The sequence below is a fragment of the Halalkalibacter sp. HAAS-P014 genome, assembly GCF_056619965.1.
On sequence record NZ_JBWQTV010000005.1, the window covers coordinates 55,004 to 69,282 of the forward strand.

A 14,279-nucleotide genomic window follows, 5' to 3' on the forward strand; every position below is an offset into this window, starting at 1 on the left:
GAAAGGGGCACAATGTGTCCCTTTTTTGAAAGAGTTTAATAAAAACTTCATCTCATGTCGGAGGTTTTCATGCAAAAATATAATAGAGTAATATTGAAGCTAAGTGGTGAAGCTTTAGCCGGAGAACAAGGTTATGGTATTGATCCACTAGTTATTCAATCTGTAGCAAAGCAAGTAAAAGAAATTGTTGAACTTGAAGTGGAAGTAGCTGTTGTTGTTGGTGGTGGCAATATCTGGCGTGGGATGGCTGGTAGTGCCAAAGGGATGGATCGTGCAACGGCTGATTACATGGGGATGTTAGCAACGGTTATGAATTCTTTGGCTTTGCAAGACAGCTTAGAAGATATTGGTGTAGAAACGCGAGTACAAACTTCAATTGAAATGCGCCAAGTAGCAGAACCGTACATACGCAGAAAGGCTATTCGACACCTTGAAAAGAAACGTGTTGTTATTTTTGCAGCTGGAACTGGTAATCCGTATTTCTCTACAGATACAACTGCTGCACTGAGAGCTGCGGAGATTGAGGCAGAAGTAATCCTTATGGCTAAGAACAAAGTAGACGGTGTTTATAGCGCAGATCCTTCTGTTGATGCTAATGCGAAGAAATATACGAAGATTTCTTATATGGATGTCCTAAAAGAAGGTTTAGCTGTTATGGATTCGACAGCTTCATCATTATGTATGGATAACGATATTCCGTTAATTGTATTTTCAATTATGGAAGAAGGAAACATTAAGCGAGCAGTACTTGGTGAAGAAATTGGTACATTAGTAAGGGGGAACTCATAATGTCAGCTGAAGTGAAAAAAGATGCAGAACAACGTATGGAAAAAGCCATTGAAGCTTTAAATCGTGAATTAGCTAAATTAAGAGCCGGCCGAGCAAATCCAGCATTACTAGATCGTATAACGGTAGAATATTATGGTGCTGAGACACCTCTTAATCAATTAGCAACGATTTCAGTTCCTGAAGCGAGATTACTAGTAATCCAGCCTTTTGATAAATCGTCTATTGCTAATATCGAGCGTGCAATTCAGATGGCTGACCTTGGGTTGACTCCGTCTAATGATGGAACAGTGATCCGTATTCAGATCCCACCATTAACAGAGGAGCGTCGAAAAGACCTTGTTAAATTGGTGAAAAAAGCAGCTGAAGATGCAAAAGTAGCAATACGTAACGTTCGTCGCGATGCAAACGATGACTTGAAAAAAGGTCAAAAAGATGGCGAAATGACAGAAGATGAACTTCGTCGCAGTACAGATGATATTCAAAAGTTAACGGATAAAAGTATTGCTCAGGTTGATGATGTAGCAGAGCAGAAAGAAAAAGAAGTTATGGAAGTATAAGCTAGTTCCATGTAAAATAGACATAGTAAAAGACCCTCTTTTCATTATAGGGGGTTTTTTACACTTTCTTAGTGGTTATGAGTACCATTAAAAAAGGTAAAGATAGAAGAATGAACCTGCTGCTACACATATGGAGGGCGCCAACATGCTTGAAAAAATATCAAAGTGGAAAACATCTTATTCATCAGAAGAGAAAACAACAGAATTAGATGATATAAACATTCCAAAACACATAGCTATTATCATGGATGGAAATGGACGATGGGCTAAACAAAAAGGTCTACCAAGAATAGCTGGTCATCGTGAAGGAATGAAGATCATTAATAAAATTGTTCGTAAAGCAGATGAACTTGGTGTGGAAGTCTTAACATTATACGCATTTTCAACAGAGAACTGGAAGCGACCAAAAACAGAAGTTGAGTTTCTTATGAAGCTTCCTGAACGATTCCTTAAGAAAGAGTTACCGTCCCTAATGGAAAATAATGTGAAAGTGCGTTTAATGGGGAGTATTGAGAGCTTACCGGAACATACGAAAAGGGCTGTCGATAAAGCGGTAAAAGATACGGAAAATAATACAGGGCTTATTTTAAATTTTGCTCTTAACTACGGTAGCCGATTCGAGTTAATGAATGCTGTAAAGGAAATTGCAAAAAAAGTTGAAAGTGGAACAATTACCTCTGAGGATATTGATGAATCGACACTGAAAGAGAACTTAATGACAGCTGAACTTAGAGACCCGGATTTACTCATTCGCACAAGTGGAGAAATTCGCCTTAGTAATTTTATGCTCTGGCAAGTCGCATATAGTGAATTCTGGTTTACTGATGTCTTGTGGCCCGATTTTAAAGAGAAGCATTTAGTAGAAGCCATTGCCATTTATCAAAAAAGAGCGCGAAGATATGGTGGCGTTTAGAAGGGGCGATGTAAATTGAAACAAAGGATTATTACTGGAGTTATTGGTGGAGCCGTCTTCTTAACTATGGTTTTGCTTGGTGGGTGGATTTTTGCACTATTTATCTTTCTAATAGCATCAATGGCAATGATCGAGCTACTAAAAATGAAAAGAATTACTCCTATTTCTTTAATGGGGATCATAAGTCTTGCTTCGATGTGGCTACTACTTGTTCCTACGAATTGGTTTGAACAAGTTGTCCCTTCACACTTTACCAAAGTGGAATTTTTTATTTTTATGATACTAGTTTTGCTTATGTTTACAGTCATAACGAAAAATTCATTTACATTTGATCAAGTTGGTTTTGTAATTGTAGCATCGGTTTATGTTGGGTTTGGATTTCATTATTTAATTATGACAAGAGAGATACCAGAACATGGAATGTATCTTGTGTTCTTTGTTCTGTTGTTAATTTGGACAACTGATTCAGGAGCTTATTTTGTTGGACGAAAATGGGGCAAAAATAAACTGTGGCCTGACATAAGTCCTAAAAAAACAATTGAAGGTTCTGTAGGAGGAATCATTGCAGCAGTAATCGTTGGGACGGTGTTTTATTTTCTCTTCCCGATTTTTCCAAACTATATAACAGCCTTATCTGTCATAATTGTTGCATCTACTTTTGGGCAATTAGGAGATTTAGTTGAATCAGCGTTGAAAAGGCATTATGCAGTAAAAGACTCTGGAAATGTTTTACCAGGTCATGGTGGTATCTTAGACCGTTTTGATAGTCTGATTTATGTTATGCCAATCCTTCATTTGCTTCAACTAATTTAATCAGTAAAACAAAAATGAGATTTGAATAGTAGGTGAGTATGTTGAAGCATGTTAGTTTGTTAGGAGCAACGGGTTCTATTGGAACTCAGACATTAGATGTTATTCGCAAATACCCAAAGCATTTCAAGTTAGAATCGATGTCTGTTGGAAGGAATATTGACTTAGCGATTCAACAAGTACATGAATTTGCTCCTGAGCTTTTATCGGTACAATCAAAAGAAGACTATGATAAACTAATTCATGAAGTTCCAAGCACAACAAAAGTAGTTTATGGTAAGGAAGGTTTAGTGGAGGTAGCAATAACACCTAAATCAGAAATTCTTGTTAATGCGGTCCTAGGAAGTATTGGATTAGCGCCAACGCTTGCTGCAATTAAATCAGGTAAGACGATTGCTATAGCTAATAAAGAGACTCTCGTAACAGCAGGTCATATTGTTACAGAAGAGGCAAAACGTCATAACGTTTCGTTACTTCCGGTTGATAGTGAGCATTCTGCCATTTTTCAGGCATTAAACGGTGAAAATATCAAGGAGGTAGACCGACTTATCCTTACAGCATCCGGAGGAAGCTTTCGGGATCGAACGCGAGAAGAATTAAAAGGTGTAACGGTACATGAAGCTCTTAATCATCCGAATTGGTCAATGGGTGCAAAGATTACTATCGATTCAGCCACAATGATGAATAAAGGGTTGGAAGTGATAGAAGCTTACTGGCTATTTGGAATACCATATGAAAAAATTGACGTCGTATTACATAAAGAAAGCATTATACACTCTATGGTGGAATACTTAGATGGGAGTGTGATTGCACAACTTGGAACACCTGATATGCGTGTGCCGATCCAATATGCTCTCACATTTCCTAAACGTCTTCATTCAATATCGAATGAACGATTAAACCTTTGGGAAATAGGAACTTTGAATTTCAAGAAACTGGATATGGAAAGGTTTCGCTGTATGCGATTTGCATATGAAGCAGGAAAGGCAGGGGGCACTTTGCCAACGGTCTTAAATGCCGCTAATGAAGAAGCCGTTGCTTTTTTCTTAGAAGAACGTTTATCATTTTTAGAAATTGAAGATGTTATTGAGAAAGCTTTGGAAAGACATACTGTTGTGAAACAGCCAACATTAGAAGAGATCATTACAGTTGATGCCGAGACGAGAGCCTTTATCCACTCTACCATCAAATAAGAAAGGTGGACAAATAAGCCATGAATACTTTATTATCAGTCATAGTTATTTTCGGTCTTCTTGTTTTCATTCATGAATGGGGTCATTTATACTTTGCAAAACGAGCGGGAATTCTATGTCGAGAATTTGCAATTGGTTTTGGCCCAAAGATATTCTCATTTAAACGTGATGAAACCGTTTATACGATTCGATTACTTCCTATTGGTGGTTTTGTTAGAATGGCCGGTGAGGATCCTGAAATGATTGATATTAAGCCAGGTTACGAAATCGGACTAGTGTTTAATAAAGCTCGTAAAGTAAGTAAAATTATCATTAACAATAAATCGAAGCACCCTGAAGCTTTGGTTGTACAAGTTGAGAGAATTGATTTAGAACATAAGTTACTCATTGAAGCCTATAATGACGATGGGGAGCGAATTAGTTATCAAGTTGATGAAAAAGCTGTGCTTGTCCAAGATGAGCAGGAAACACAAATCGCTCCATGGAATCGTCAATTTGGTTCTAAAACGGTTGGACAACGTGCATTAGCTATTTTCGCAGGACCAATGATGAACTTCCTTTTAGCAATTGTTATCTTAATTGCTTTTGCACTTTTTCAAGGAATGCCAGTTGATGAAGCGAAAATTGGTGATGTCAGCCCAGATAGTGCAGCTACAGAAGCTGGATTACAAGAAGGAGATCAGGTTATTTCTATTGATGGACAACCAATAGATACTTGGGAAGAGATGACCGCAATTATTCAGCAGAATCCGAATGAATCAATCATTTTTGAAGTTGAGAGAGCTGGTCAAGTTAATATGATTCCTGTAACACCAGATGAGAGAATAGGGCAATATGGTGACTCAGAAGGGTTTGTTGGGATTGCTAGGCCAACCGAGTTCTCATTAGGTGGTTCAATCGTCTTTGGTTTTACACAAACATACTTGTTCATGACCATGATTTTTGAAGTGTTAGGCATGATTGTCACAGGAGACTTTTCATTAGATTATGTAGCTGGTCCTGTTGGAATATACAATTATACAGGTGAAGCAGCCGCGATGGGGATTTTTGTACTGATGCACTGGGCAGCAGCTCTAAGTGTCAATTTAGGTATCATTAACCTTCTCCCTATTCCAGCTATGGACGGAGGACGGCTAATCTTCATAGGACTTGAAGCAGTTCGAGGAAAACCAATTGACCCACAAAAGGAAGGGCTTGTTCACTTTATCGGCTTCGCATTGTTAATGCTCTTAATGATTGTTGTAACATGGAACGATATTAATAAATTCTTTATGTAAGTTTTAAGCAAAGATAAAAGTGCATGAACTTGTTCGCTATCTTATTTTAGTAGAAGTTAAGAGAGATTATCAAAATAATTTCCCTGATTGCTCAGAAGTTGTGGAAGAGTAGAAAGTTACCTTTTCACGACTTCTTAAAGAAGAAGTTGGAAAGGACTTGAATAATGAGACAAAGGAATTTTTTATCACCAACATTACGAGATGTACCAGCTGATGCAGAGATTAAAAGTCATCAGTTAATGCTAAGAGCAGGACTTATACGCCAAACAGCATCCGGTATTTATTCATACTTACCTTTAGGGAAAAAGGTTTTAAGGAAGGTTGAAGATATTATTCGAGATGAGATGGATACTTTTGGTGGACAGGAAGTTTTAATGCCAGCGATTCAGCCAGCTGAATTATGGGAAGAATCGGGCCGTCTAGGTGATTATGGTCCTGAACTTATGAGGCTGAAGGATCGCCATGAGCGAGACTTTGTTTTAGGAGCAACTCATGAAGAAGTTATTACGACCTTAGTACGTGATGATGTAAAAACCTATAAGAAATTGCCGATGAACTTGTATCAAATTCAAACTAAATACCGTGATGAAAGAAGACCTAGATTCGGAGTGCTTCGTTCACGTGAATTCATTATGAAAGATGCTTATTCATTTGATACATCACAAGAAGGACTTGATAAAAGTTACCAAGATATGTATAACGCATATCAAAATATTTTCTCGCGCTTTAACCTTGATTTTCGCGCGGTTGAAGCAGACTCTGGTGCAATTGGCGGAACTGACACACATGAGTTTATGGTACTTAGTGAAATTGGCGAGGATACGATTGCGTATTCTGATCAATCAGACTTTGCAGCGAATATTGAGATTGCACCAGTTCGAGTAAACTATCAAAAATCAGATCAGGCCCTTCTTGAACTTCAAGTTGTCAACACACCTAATACAAAGACAATTACTGAGGTCTCTACTTTTTTTGATGTGGATGCAAGCGCGACAATTAAATCGCTTCTTTTCATCGTTGATAAGGAACCTGTTCTTGTTCTTGTTCGTGGTGACCATGAAGTGAATGAAGTGAAAGTAGGAAACGCTTTTGGAAAGGCAACGGTAGAGTTAGCTTCTCCTGAACAAACAGTTGAAATAGTAGGTTGTGAACCTGGTTATGTTGGTCCAATTCAAGTTCCAGATACGGTAACAATTATTGCAGATCATGCAGTTGAAGCGATTGTTAATGGTATATGTGGAGCCAACGAAAAAGAAAAACATTACAAAAATGTTAATGTAGGTCGTGATTTTGACGTTTCACGCTATGAAGATCTTCGTCTTATACAAGAAGGCGATCCTTCACCAGATGGCAAAGGAACGATCCAATTCGCAATGGGGATTGAAGTCGGTCATGTATTTAAATTAGGTACAAAATACAGTGAGGCACTTGGGGCAACGTATTTAGATGAGAATGGAAAAACTCAAACAATGATTATGGGTTGTTACGGGATTGGTGTATCTAGAACAGTTGCAGCAATCGTTGAACAACATCACGATGATAACGGAATTATATGGCCAACGTCAGTTGCACCATTTGATATTCATCTACTAACGATCAATGTTAAAGATGATGATCAGAAGCAATTGGGCGAAGAACTTTATTCTTCATTGAAGCAAGAGGGCTTTGAAGTTTTATTTGATGATCGTCCAGAACGTGCAGGTGTGAAATTTAAAGATTCAGATTTAATTGGACTTCCAATACGTGTTGGGGTTGGTAAGAAAGCTACTGAAGGGATTGTTGAAGTGAAAGTTAGAAAGACTGGAGAGATGATTGAAGTTCCAGTCGCTAATTTAACAGAAACCTTAAACAAGCTTTTTAATCAATTAAGGTAAACTTCATCTTTTATGTTAAAATGGTATCTCATATTAATGAGGTACCATCTCTTTTCGTAAGGAGAGTTTCATTTTAAAATAGAGAGTATCAAAAATCATGGGGGAGGAATAAATGGATGTCACAAGATGAACAAATTCGTAAGGAACGACTTCAGTTGCTTCTCCAACAGTTACAAATACCAGAGGAAATCGTAGCTGCTCATTTTCAAAATGCGATGATTAGAAAGCTAGTGATCAGTAAGGAAAAAAGAGCTTGGCATTTCCATATAGAATTGCCAGTAGTTGTTCCTGCGCAAGTATATGAGTTGTTTTCTGATCGATTACGAATAACGTTTGAACATATAGCGTCTGCATCGTTCACGTTTCATTATACAAATAATGAATTACAAGAGTCTGGATGGGTTGATTATTGGCCATTAATTATTTCAAAACTATCTCAACTATCAAATGGAATACGAGACCTTCTCTCTCAACAAACACCGACGTATGACGGTAAGAGACTTGTGATACAGGTTCGAAATGAGACGGAAGCTGTGGCATTAAGACGTAAACTAATAGAGCCATTTCAACAAACGATTTCTGAATTAAGTTTACCACCTATTAAACTTGATACTGATATTCGTGAATCAAAACAAGAATTTGAAAAGTTTGTTGAGAAACGAGAACAAGAAGATCATTCTAAAGTCGTAGAAGCGATCTTAGAGAAGAAGAAAAACGAGCAACAGGCTGAAAAAGACCTAAGTGGTAAGCCGTTAGTAATCGGCTACCCAATAAAAGACGAGCCTATGCCACTTGAAGCTATCGTAGATGAGGAGCGACGTGTTACTGTTCAAGGTTATGTTTTTGATGCTGAAACAAGAGAGTTAAGAAGTGGGCGAACATTATTAACGTTTAAAATTACCGATTATACAGATTCAATCCTTATAAAAATGTTCTCAAGAGATAAAGAAGATGTCCCTCTTTTACAAGCAATTAAAAAAGGGATGTGGGTCAAAGTACGAGGTGGAATTCAAAACGATACATTTGTTCGAGACCTAGTCATGATTGGAAATGATGTAAATCAGTTGAGTCCTGTTGAACGTACTGATTCTGCTAGTGATGATCAGAAAAGAGTCGAGCTCCATCTTCATACAACAATGAGTCAAATGGATGGAATTGTATCGGCAGGAAGATATGTAGAGCAGGCGGCTAAGTGGGGACATCCTGCTGTAGCGATTACCGACCATGGAGTGGTACAATCTTTTCCAGAAGCCTATTCTGCTGGGAAAAAACATGGTGTTAAAGTGTTATTTGGTATTGAAGCTAACCTCGTAGATGATGGGGTTCCAATTGTTTATAATGAAGCCCATCGCTTTTTAATGGAGGATGAATATATTGTATTTGACGTTGAGACAACAGGATTATCTGCTGTCTACAATACAATTATTGAACTTGCTGCAGTTAAAATAAAAGGTGGCGAAATTATTGATCGGTTTGAGTCATTTGCTGACCCACATGAGCCGTTAACAAACACGATCATTGAATTGACAGGAATCACTGATGAAATGGTGAAGGGTCAACCTGAAGTAGGTGATGTCCTTAGAGATTTCAAAGAGTTTATTGGCGATGCCATACTTGTTGCTCATAATGCAAGTTTTGATATGGGATTTTTAAATGTTGGATTTAAGAAAATTGGGCTTGGCGAAGCAAAGAACCCAGTTATTGATACACTAGAATTAGGACGCTTTCTTTACCCGGAGCTTAAGAACCATCGTCTAAATACACTATGTAAAAAGTTTGATATTGAACTTGTTAGTCATCATCGCGCTATTTATGATGCTGAAGCAACTGGCTATTTGCTTTGGAAAATGGTGAAAGACGCAAATGAACGCGATATATCTTATCATGATCAATTAAATGAACATATGGGTCAGGGAAACTTTCATCGTCAACGTCCTTCGCACTGTACTATTTTGGCGCAAACACAAGAGGGCTTAAAAAACCTGTATCAACTTGTCTCTATGTCGCATGTTGATTATTTTTTCAGGACGCCACGTATACCGAGATCTCAACTTCAAAAGCTGCGAAACGGTTTACTAATAGGTTCTGCTTGTGACAAGGGCGAAGTGTTTGAAGGAATGATGCAAAAATCAGCCGATGAAGTTGAAGAAATTGCAAAGTTCTATGATTACATTGAAATTCAACCACTTGCAACCTATCAACACTTAATTGAAAAAGAATTAGTCAAAAATGAATCGGCATTGGAAGAAATTGTTGGGAATATTGTCAAATTAGGAGAAAAGCTAGAGAAACCTGTTGTTGCCACAGGCAATGCACATTATCTCCATAAAGAAGATTACATTTACCGTAAAATATTGATTGCGTCGCAGGGAGGAGCCAATCCTCTTAATAAACAAACGCTGCCAAAGGTTCACTTCCGTACAACGGATGAAATGCTTGACGCTTTTTCGTTTCTAGGTGAACAAAAAGCAAAAGAAGTAGTTGTAACGAATACGCAGAAGGTTGCAGATTTAATTGAAGAGATCCATCCGATCCCCGATGATTTGTATACACCAAAAATCGAGGGAGCGGATGATGAAATTAGAGAAATGAGCTACAACATGGCTAGAAGCATCTATGGTGAGGAGCTACCAGAGATTGTAGAGGCGCGAATTGAAAAAGAGTTAAAAAGTATCATTGGCCATGGATTTGCTGTAATTTATTTAATCTCTCAAAAACTTGTTAAGAAGTCTCTAATTGATGGTTACTTAGTAGGTTCCCGGGGATCAGTTGGGTCTTCATTTGTAGCTACAATGACAGAGATTACTGAAGTTAATCCATTGCCACCACACTACGTTTGTCCAAATTGCCATCACTCTCACTTTTTTGATGACGGCTCGGTTGGGTCAGGTTATGATTTACCAGATAAAGATTGTCCGGAATGTGGTACGGCTTATATAAAAGATGGACAAGATATTCCGTTTGAAACATTTTTAGGTTTTAAAGGCGATAAAGTTCCCGATATTGATTTAAACTTCTCAGGTGAATATCAACCAAGGGCTCATCACTATACAAAGGAACTTTTTGGTGAAGAGTATGTGTATCGCGCAGGTACAATCGGTACAGTTGCCGAAAAGACAGCTTATGGATACGTAAAGGGATATCAGGGTGACCATGATCTTCATATGAGAGGAGCAGAGATTGATCGGCTCGTCTCAGGCTGTACAGGGGTGAAACGGACAACTGGACAACATCCCGGAGGTATTATTGTTGTTCCGGACTATATGGACATCCATGATTTTTGTCCGATTCAGTTTCCGGCAGATGATAAAAATTCTGAATGGAAAACAACTCATTTTGATTTCCATTCCATTCATGATAACTTACTTAAGTTAGATATCCTTGGACACGATGATCCAACAGTTATTAGGATGTTACAAGATTTAAGTGGAATCGATCCAAAAACAATTCCTACAGACGATCCAGAAGTTATGAAGATTTTTAGTGGTCCAGAAGTATTAGGTGTAACAGAAGAACAAATTATGTGTAAGACAGGGACACTAGGAATACCTGAATTTGGAACGAGGTTTGTTCGTCAAATGCTCGAAGAGACGAAACCGAGCACGTTTTCTGAACTAGTTCAAATCTCTGGTCTATCGCATGGAACAGATGTATGGTTAAATAATGCGAACGAATTAATATATAATGGGACGTGTGAATTAAAAGATGTAATTGGTTGTCGTGATGATATTATGGTTTATTTGATTTATAAAGGACTCGAGCCATCTTTAGCATTTAAAATAATGGAATTTGTTCGAAAAGGCAAAGGTCTTCAACCAGAATGGATTGATGAGATGAAAAAGCATGATGTTCCGGACTGGTACATTGGGTCTTGCCTTAAGATTAAATATATGTTCCCTAAAGCACATGCTGCCGCTTATGTATTAATGGCTGTTCGAATTGCGTATTTTAAAGTTCATCATCCAATCTTGTATTATGCGTCGTATTTTACTGTTCGTGCTGATGATTTTGATTTAGATACAATGATAAAAGGTCCTGCTGCAATTAAAGCAAAAGTACAAGAAATCAATGCAAAAGGATTAGATGCCTCGCCTAAAGAGAAATCTGTACTTACAGTCTTAGAACTTGCTTTGGAAATGTGTGAAAGAGGCTTTGCTTTTCAAAAAGTTGATTTGTACCGTTCAAGCGCAACGGAGTTTATTGTTGAAGAAGACCAAACTCTCTTGCCACCATTTAATGCAATGACAGGTGTAGGAACGAATGCTGCACTAAATATTGTTAAGGCTAGGGAAAATGGAGAGTTCCTTTCAAAAGAAGATTTGCAACAACGTAGTAAATTAACTAAAACCGTTTTAGAACATCTTGATGACCATGGATGTTTAGAAGGAATGCCTGATTCTAATCAACTTTCACTGTTCTAGTCTGCTTTAGGGTCTGTTGCAATGCGCCAAATAGTATGGTATTCTGTTATATGGTAATACTTAGAATATGTTACGGAAAAAGAGTGGGGAAACCCACTCTTTCGTTGTTCGTTCTACTTTATTTTAGATTATTTTTGATGTAATTGAAGACAATGTTAGTAACGCTCATATAGCTATTATTTATACAAGATAGTTGGACAGCAAGGAGGGTATAGATGAGTAAGAAAGTCACTGATATAACAAGCGAATTAGCAACACCAATTTTAGATGAATTAAAATTAGAACTTGTAGATGTTGAGTTTAAAAAAGAAGGACCTAACTGGTTTCTTCGTGTATTTATAGACTCTGACACTGGGGTTGATCTTGAAGATTGTGGACAGGTGAGCGAAAAATTAAGTGAAAAGCTTGATGAACTGGACCCTATTCAGCAAGCTTATTTTCTAGAAGTTTCTTCACCAGGAGCAGAAAGGCCATTAAAAAAGGAAAAAGATCTCATAAAAGCAATTGGGAAAAATGTCCATGTTACAACTTATGAACCAATAGATGGTGAAAAGGCTTTTGAAGGAAAACTAATTGATTTTAATGGTGAAGTTCTAGAAATTGAAATGAAAGTAAAGACGCGTAAAAAAGTATATACCGTTCCATATGAAAAAGTAGCAAACGCTAGATTAGCAATTATCTTTTAAATCATGATACTTGCTTAATTTTCGAAAGGGGGAAATACAATCCATGAACAGTGATTTTATGGATGCATTAACAACGTTAGAAAGAGAAAAAGGGATAAAAAAAGAAGTTATTATTGAGGCGATTGAAGCTGCCCTAATCTCCGGTTATAAACGTAACTTTAACCAAGTTCAAAATGTTCGTGTTGATGTAAATAGAGATAATGGCAGTATCCGTGTATTTGCAAGAAAGACAGTTGTAGAAGAAGTCTTTGATGCACGCTTGGAAATTTCTCTAGATGAGGCGCAAAAGATTAATCCAAGTTATGAAGTAGATGATGTGGTTGAGATTGAAGTCACGCCAAAAGACTTTGGTCGAATCGCAGCGCAAACTGCTAAACAGGTTGTAACACAAAGAGTACGGGAAGCAGAACGTGGGATTATTTATTCTGATTTCATTGATCGTGAAGAAGATATTATGACAGGAATAGTCCAACGTCAGGATCATCGTTTTATTTATGTAGATCTAGGAAAAGTAGAAGCACTTCTGCCATTAAGTGAGCAGATGCCAAACGAGAGTTACAAACATAACGATCGGATTAAAGCTTACATTACGAAAGTGGAAAAAACGACAAAGGGTCCTCAAATTTTAATTTCACGTACTCACCCAGGTCTATTGAAGCGTTTGTTTGAGCTTGAAGTACCTGAAATCTATGATGGTACAGTTGAAATTAAGTCTGTATCTCGTGAAGCAGGCGACCGATCTAAAATTGCGGTACACGTTGATAATCCTGAAGTAGATGCAGTAGGAGCTTGTGTTGGACCTAAAGGTCAACGCGTTCAAACGATAGTAAATGAACTCAAAGGTGAAAAGATCGATATAGTTCGCTGGTCAGAAGATCCAGTTGAGTATGTTGCGAACGCATTAAGTCCCTCTAAAGTATTAAAAGTAAATGTAAATGAAGAAGAAAAGATGACTCAAGTTATTGTTCCTGATTATCAACTTTCTCTTGCGATTGGAAAGCGAGGCCAAAATGCAAGGTTAGCTGCCAAGCTTACCGGGTGGAAAATTGATATTAAAAGCGAGTCAGACGCTAGAGAGCTCGGGCTATTAGATGATAGCGAAGAGCTTGAACCAATGAGCAATGAAGTAGATTCTTTTGTTCCTGAATTGGAAGAACAAGATTAAGTTAAGGAGATGGAGCCGGTGAAGAAACGGAAAGTTCCTCTTCGGAAGTGTATCGTGACAAATGAAATGAAGCCAAAGCAAGAATTGATTCGGATTGTTCGTTCTCCTGAGGGTGTCGTATCTGTTGACTTAACTGGAAAAAAGAATGGACGTGGAGCCTACATTAGTAACGATGATGATAGCTTTGAGTTAGCAAAGAAAAAGGATATTTTATCAAGACATCTACAGGTAAAAGTAGATCCTGATATATATGATGAATTGCAAGAAGCAAGCAGACGGAGTCGCAAATGACTACAAAATGGGTATCGCTACTAGGACTCGCAGCACGAGCAAGAAAACTTGTAACAGGGGAAGAGCTCGTATTAAAGGAAGTTAGAAGAAAGTCAGTTCGATTAGTAATCTTGTCTTCTGATGCTGCGGAACAAACAAAGAAAAAGGTATTGGACAAATGCGGCCATTACAAAATTCCGGTACGAATAACGTCAGATCGAGCAACACTGGGGCAAGCTATCGGAAAAGCGGAGAGAGTCGTCATTGGTGTAATGGATGATGGATTTGCAAAGAAGATGACCGCATTACTCGACCAATGATTCT

The 14,279-nt window shown here is 37.9% G+C and carries 12 protein-coding genes; all 12 read left to right on the forward strand.

The window, feature by feature from the left end:
* The first annotated feature begins 69 nt into the window (after window positions 1–69).
* The 12 genes from pyrH to AC1FXZ_RS04125 all read left to right on the forward strand — a co-directional run bounded on the left by pyrH (window position 70) and on the right by AC1FXZ_RS04125 (window position 14,275).
* Window positions 70–789: a UMP kinase gene (gene pyrH / locus AC1FXZ_RS04070; protein ID WP_480051254.1), complete on the forward strand. Its 720-nt coding sequence runs from the start codon at window positions 70–72 to the stop codon at window positions 787–789.
* Window positions 789–1,346 (forward strand): ribosome recycling factor, encoded by a 558-nt coding sequence (gene frr, locus AC1FXZ_RS04075; RefSeq protein ID WP_480051256.1) that lies wholly within the window; start codon window positions 789–791, stop codon window positions 1,344–1,346. The genes pyrH and frr overlap by 1 nt, the downstream gene beginning before the upstream one ends.
* A gap of 145 nt (window positions 1,347–1,491) precedes the next feature.
* Window positions 1,492–2,259 (forward strand): isoprenyl transferase, encoded by a 768-nt coding sequence (locus AC1FXZ_RS04080; RefSeq protein ID WP_480051258.1) that lies wholly within the window; start codon window positions 1,492–1,494, stop codon window positions 2,257–2,259.
* A gap of 15 nt (window positions 2,260–2,274) precedes the next feature.
* A complete protein-coding gene (locus AC1FXZ_RS04085; protein WP_480051260.1) occupies window positions 2,275–3,072 on the forward strand; it encodes a phosphatidate cytidylyltransferase in 798 nt (265 codons plus the stop codon).
* Between the two features lie 41 nt (window positions 3,073–3,113).
* The gene (locus tag AC1FXZ_RS04090) at window positions 3,114–4,262 is read left to right on the forward strand and encodes a 1-deoxy-D-xylulose-5-phosphate reductoisomerase (RefSeq protein WP_480051521.1); all 1,149 of its coding nucleotides are present in this window, start codon (window positions 3,114–3,116) and stop codon (window positions 4,260–4,262) included.
* A 20-nt stretch (window positions 4,263–4,282) separates the two neighbouring features.
* Complete coding sequence (gene rseP / locus AC1FXZ_RS04095) at window positions 4,283–5,539, forward strand: RIP metalloprotease RseP (RefSeq protein ID WP_480051262.1); 1,257 nt, start codon at window positions 4,283–4,285, stop codon at window positions 5,537–5,539.
* A gap of 164 nt (window positions 5,540–5,703) precedes the next feature.
* The gene (locus AC1FXZ_RS04100) at window positions 5,704–7,413 is read left to right on the forward strand and encodes a proline--tRNA ligase (RefSeq protein ID WP_480051264.1); all 1,710 of its coding nucleotides are present in this window, start codon (window positions 5,704–5,706) and stop codon (window positions 7,411–7,413) included.
* Between the two features lie 116 nt (window positions 7,414–7,529).
* Window positions 7,530–11,834 (forward strand): PolC-type DNA polymerase III, encoded by a 4,305-nt coding sequence (locus AC1FXZ_RS04105; protein ID WP_480051266.1) that lies wholly within the window; start codon window positions 7,530–7,532, stop codon window positions 11,832–11,834.
* Window positions 11,835–12,049: 215 nt separating this feature from the next.
* Window positions 12,050–12,520, forward strand: coding sequence for a ribosome maturation factor RimP (gene rimP, locus AC1FXZ_RS04110; protein ID WP_480051268.1), 471 nt, complete (start codon window positions 12,050–12,052; stop codon window positions 12,518–12,520).
* A 43-nt stretch (window positions 12,521–12,563) separates the two neighbouring features.
* Window positions 12,564–13,685, forward strand: a complete 1,122-nt coding sequence (nusA, locus tag AC1FXZ_RS04115; RefSeq protein ID WP_480051270.1) for a transcription termination factor NusA — start codon at window positions 12,564–12,566, stop codon at window positions 13,683–13,685.
* A gap of 18 nt (window positions 13,686–13,703) precedes the next feature.
* Entirely contained in the window at window positions 13,704–13,976 is a 273-nt protein-coding gene (gene rnpM, locus AC1FXZ_RS04120) for an RNase P modulator RnpM (protein ID WP_480051272.1), read from the forward strand.
* The gene (locus AC1FXZ_RS04125; protein WP_480051274.1) at window positions 13,973–14,275 is read left to right on the forward strand and encodes a YlxQ family RNA-binding protein; all 303 of its coding nucleotides are present in this window, start codon (window positions 13,973–13,975) and stop codon (window positions 14,273–14,275) included. Before rnpM ends, AC1FXZ_RS04125 begins: the two co-directional genes overlap by 4 nt.
* The last annotated feature ends 4 nt before the right edge of the window (window positions 14,276–14,279 follow it).

Coding starts and splice junctions, on each gene's coding strand:
- pyrH (WP_480051254.1), top strand. CDS start 70: ATGCAAAAATATAATAGAGTAATATTGAAGCTAAGTGGTGAAGCTTTA.
- frr (WP_480051256.1), top strand. CDS start 789: ATGTCAGCTGAAGTGAAAAAAGATGCAGAACAACGTATGGAAAAAGCC.
- AC1FXZ_RS04080 (WP_480051258.1), top strand. CDS start 1,492: ATGCTTGAAAAAATATCAAAGTGGAAAACATCTTATTCATCAGAAGAG.
- rseP (WP_480051262.1), top strand. CDS start 4,283: ATGAATACTTTATTATCAGTCATAGTTATTTTCGGTCTTCTTGTTTTC.
- AC1FXZ_RS04100 (WP_480051264.1), top strand. CDS start 5,704: ATGAGACAAAGGAATTTTTTATCACCAACATTACGAGATGTACCAGCT.
- AC1FXZ_RS04105 (WP_480051266.1), top strand. CDS start 7,530: ATGTCACAAGATGAACAAATTCGTAAGGAACGACTTCAGTTGCTTCTC.
- rimP (WP_480051268.1), top strand. CDS start 12,050: ATGAGTAAGAAAGTCACTGATATAACAAGCGAATTAGCAACACCAATT.
- nusA (WP_480051270.1), top strand. CDS start 12,564: ATGAACAGTGATTTTATGGATGCATTAACAACGTTAGAAAGAGAAAAA.
- AC1FXZ_RS04125 (WP_480051274.1), top strand. CDS start 13,973: ATGACTACAAAATGGGTATCGCTACTAGGACTCGCAGCACGAGCAAGA.